The 4,072-nt window shown below is 59.3% G+C and carries 6 protein-coding genes; 3 read left to right on the top strand and 3 right to left on the bottom strand.

Annotated features, from left to right (window positions below):
• From AB4Z11_RS25350 to AB4Z11_RS25360, 3 genes are all read left to right on the top strand, one after another.
• The coding region (locus tag AB4Z11_RS25350; RefSeq protein ID WP_442028550.1) for an alkaline phosphatase family protein at positions 1–758 on the top strand (758 nt) is incomplete at its 5' end.
• Between the two features lie 86 nt (positions 759–844).
• Positions 845–1,231, top strand: a complete 387-nt coding sequence (locus AB4Z11_RS25355) for a BPSL0067 family protein (RefSeq protein ID WP_442028552.1) — start codon at positions 845–847, stop codon at positions 1,229–1,231.
• A complete protein-coding gene (locus tag AB4Z11_RS25360; RefSeq protein ID WP_442028553.1) occupies positions 1,228–1,653 on the top strand; it encodes an STY0301 family protein in 426 nt (141 codons plus the stop codon). The genes AB4Z11_RS25355 and AB4Z11_RS25360 overlap by 4 nt, the downstream gene beginning before the upstream one ends.
• Positions 1,654–1,697: 44 nt before the next feature.
• Here the strand turns inward: AB4Z11_RS25360 and ilvC are convergent, their stop codons facing one another.
• The 3 genes from ilvC to AB4Z11_RS25375 all read right to left on the bottom strand — a co-directional run.
• A complete protein-coding gene (ilvC, locus tag AB4Z11_RS25365) occupies positions 1,698–2,714 on the bottom strand; it encodes a ketol-acid reductoisomerase (protein ID WP_442028555.1) in 1,017 nt (338 codons plus the stop codon).
• A gap of 28 nt (positions 2,715–2,742) precedes the next feature.
• Positions 2,743–3,234 (bottom strand): acetolactate synthase small subunit, encoded by a 492-nt coding sequence (gene ilvN / locus AB4Z11_RS25370; RefSeq protein ID WP_395400386.1) that lies wholly within the window; start codon positions 3,232–3,234, stop codon positions 2,743–2,745.
• A 2-nt stretch (positions 3,235–3,236) separates the two neighbouring features.
• On the bottom strand, positions 3,237–4,072 hold an 836-nt coding region (locus tag AB4Z11_RS25375), incomplete at its 5' end, for a thiamine pyrophosphate-dependent enzyme (protein WP_442028556.1).

Here is a 4,072-nt window from a genome sequence, read left to right on the forward strand (position 1 = left end):
GTGTGAGCCTGTCCGCACATGACCTGGTGAACCACGGCTTCGGTCCGGAGAGCGCGCTGTCGCATGATCACCTGCAGCGCCTGGACCGCATGCTGGCGGGCTTCTTCACCTACCTGGACAAGCGCATCGGCATGGACAATGTGCTGGTGGTGCTGACCGCCGACCACGGCTTCCCGAACGTGCCTGAATTCTCGTCCGGCACCCAGCATATCGAAGCGCAGCGTATCGATCCGAAAAAGCTGATCGGTGACCTGAATGCTTATCTGACGGGCAAATACGGCATCGACCAGATGGTCAACGCTTACGTAATGCCGAACATCCAGCTGAACTACCAGCAGATCGCAGCCGGCAAGCTGTCGCGCGAAGAAGTAGAGAACGTGGCCGCACGCTGGCTGCTGGCCCAGAAAGGCATCGCCGACGTCTACACCCGCACCCAGTTCGAAAACGGCGCAGTCGGCGGCACCCGCATCGCAACCCTGATGCGCCGTGCCTGGAACCGCGAGCGCTCGGGCGACCTGATGGTCGTCACCGATCCATACTGGTACTTCGGCAGCGGCACCAGCGGCACCTCGCACGGCGCGCCATACGCTTACGACACCAACGTGCCGCTGATGGTGATGGGCAAACAGTGGATCAAGCCGGGTGCCTACTCCCAGTACGCCGAAGTGGTCGACATCGCCCCTACCCTGTCCTTCCTGCTGCACGTGCGCCCACCARCCGGCGCCGAAGGCCGCGTCCTCACCGAAGCCCTCCGCTAATCCCTCATCCCTTGCGCTGCGCCAAAACGCGCAGCGTAAGTCAACGATAAAGTCATTTGCCTGTTCCCTCACAACAGGAGAGGCAAATGGCTTACGTATGCTCAGCCGCCGCCGACTTACAGGCGAAACCCATGGTCGGCAACCACCAATGTGTCGCACTTGTCCGCACCTACGCGGGAGCTCCCGTCACCCTCGCCTGGCATCAAGGCGATGCAGTAGTGGGCAATAGCGCTGTCAAGGTTGGCACTGCAATTGCGACCTTCGTCAACGGACGCTATCCAAACCGGAATCATGGCAATCATGCTGCTCTCTATATGGGTGACGGACTTGGCGGCATTTACGTCATGGACCAATGGAAGGGAAAGAAAAACGGGATAATCACCAAACGATTCATAAAGTCGCTAGGGCGCGACAAGCAAGGTAACTTTATCCGCCCGAGTAACAATGCTGACGCGTTCTCGGTGATCGAATGAACGCACGCTCAGTTTATGCAGGAATTGCATGCCTGGCGCCGGCATTGGCATGGCCAATTCCGGACATCGTTGAGTGCCCTCGTTCGCTGCCCGCGGAGGCGATCAGGTTGGCGCCTCCCGCAGGTTGGCAGTTTTATGCGGAATCACCGCTGTACCTGCACAGCGCGGCACCAATGGTCACTCCACCAGAGGGGATGGGCCACCTGGTGGAAGATGCAGTACGCAAGCGCAAAGGCGAAGAGACATTTGTTTATCGGCTTGATGGCCCTCTTCTGGAAGGCAAGTGGATTCAGTGCGCTTACGGCGAATATGGGCAGTTGACGCTCTCGCGCAGGTTGGATGACGATACGCAGCAATGCAGCGTCACTTATCGCAAGGGAGAAAAGGCCGGGGAGAACCGTATCACGATCCTTTGCGAATAAAAAAAACGGCCCCGAAGGGCCGTTGAAGTTGGTACTTGGGACAATCAGTTCTTGGACTGATCGACCAATTTGTTTTTGGCGATCCACGGCATCATTGCACGCAGTTTGGCGCCAACTTCTTCGATCTGGTGTTCCGCGGTCAGGCGGCGACGGGAAATCAGGGTAGGCGCACCAGCCTTGTTCTCCAGGATGAAGGACTTGGCGTATTCGCCGGTCTGGATGTCGCGCAGGCACTGGCGCATCGCTTCCTTGGTGTCCGCAGTCACCACGCGCGGACCGGTCACGTACTCGCCGTATTCCGCGTTGTTGGAAATCGAGTAGTTCATGTTGGCGATGCCGCCTTCGTAGATCAGGTCCACGATCAGCTTCAGCTCGTGCAGGCACTCGAAGTAAGCCATCTCCGGCGCGTAGCCAGCTTCCACCAGGGTTTCAAAGCCAGCCTTGATCAGTTCAACGGTACCGCCGCACAGCACGGCCTGTTCGCCGAACAGGTCGGTCTCGGTCTCTTCGCGGAAGTTGGTTTCGATGATGCCGGCCTTGCCGCCGCCGTTTGCAGATGCATACGACAGAGCGATATCACGCGCTGCGCCGGACTTGTCCTGGTACACAGCCACCAGGTGCGGCACGCCGCCACCCTGGGTGTAGGTGTTGCGCACGGTGTGGCCTGGGGCCTTCGGCGCCACCATGATCACGTCCAGGTCGGCGCGCGGCACAACCTGGCCGTAGTGCACGTTGAAGCCGTGCGCGAAGGCCAGCACCGCGCCCTGCTTGATGTTCGSCTCGACATTCTCCTTGTACACCTGGGCGATGTTCTCGTCCGGCAGCAGGATCATCACAACGTCGGCGGTCTTCACTGCCTCGTTCACTTCGGCGACCTTCAGGCCGGCCTTCTCCACCTTCTGCCAGGAGGCGCCACCGCGGCGCAGGCCGACGGTCACGTTGACGCCGGAGTCGGTCAGGTTCTGTGCGTGGGCGTGGCCCTGCGAACCGTAGCCGATGATGGCAACGTTCTTGCCTTTGATGAGGGAGAGGTCAGCGTCTTTGTCGTAGAAAACTTTCATGGTCATTCCTTGGTGTGAATTCGTCTAATTAAACTTTGAGGATGCGTTCGCCGCGGCCGATGCCCGAGCCGCCGGTACGGACGGTCTCCAGGATCGCAGCACGGTCAATCGCATCGATGAAGGCGTCCAGCTTCGATTTGGCGCCCGTCAGCTCGATGGTGTAGGTCTTTTCGGTCACGTCGATGATGCGGCCGCGGAAGATGTCGGCGGTGCGCTTCATTTCTTCGCGCTCCTTGCCGACCGCCCTCACCTTGATCAGCATCAGTTCGCGCTCGATGTGCTGGCCTTCGGTCAGGTCCACCACCTTCACCACTTCAATCAGGCGGTTCAGGTGCTTGGTGATCTGCTCGATGATGTCATCGGAACCGGTGGTCACGATGGTCATGCGGGACAGGGTCGCATCTTCGGTCGGCGCCACGGTCAGCGTCTCGATGTTATAGCCGCGAGCCGAGAACAGGCCTACCACGCGAGACAGTGCACCGGCTTCGTTTTCCAGCAGTACAGAGATAATGTGTCGCATGATTACAGGTCCTCCGAGCCAAGCAGCATTTCGGAGAGGCCCTTGCCAGCCTTCACCATCGGCCACACGTTTTCACTCTGGTCGGTAATGAAGTTCATGAAGACCAGGCGGTCCTTCATGCCGAACGCTTCTTTCAAAGCGCCTTCCACATCGCCCGGTTTCTCGATGCGCATGCCCACGTGGCCATAGGCTTCGGCCAGTTTCTCGAAGTCCGGCAGCGAATCCATATAGGACTCGGAGTAGCGCGAACCATAGTCGATCTGCTGCCACTGGCGAACCATGCCAAGGAAGCGGTTGTTCAGCAGGATGAWCTTTGGCGTCAGGTGGTACTGCTTGCAGGTGGCCAGTTCCTGAATGTTCATCTGGATCGAGCCTTCACCCGTGATGCAGGCCACGGTGGCGCCAGGGTTAGCCATCTGCACACCCATGGCATACGGCAGGCCGACACCCATGGTGCCCAGGCCACCGGAGTTGATCCAGCGGCGCGGCTTGTCGAACTTGTAGTATTGCGCTGCCCACATCTGGTGCTGGCCCACGTCCGAAGTGATGAAGGCGTCGCCCTTGGTGATGTCGAACAGCGACTCGACCACCTGCTGCGGCTTGATCACCAGATCCGAGGTCGCATAGGCCAGACAATTGCGGCCGCGCCATTCGTCGATCTGCGCCCACCACTTTTTCAGTGCCGGTGCATTCGGCTTGGCGTCGCCTGCGTCCAACTGGGACAGCAGTTCGATCAGCACATCCTTCACATTGCCGACGATAGGAATGTCGACCTTGACGCGCTTCGAAATGGAAGACGGGTCGATGTCGATGTGGATGATCTTGCGCGGGTTGGTGC

This window comes from Pseudoduganella sp. RAF53_2 (genome assembly GCF_052113985.1).
GTDB lineage: Bacteria > Pseudomonadota > Gammaproteobacteria > Burkholderiales > Burkholderiaceae_D > Rugamonas.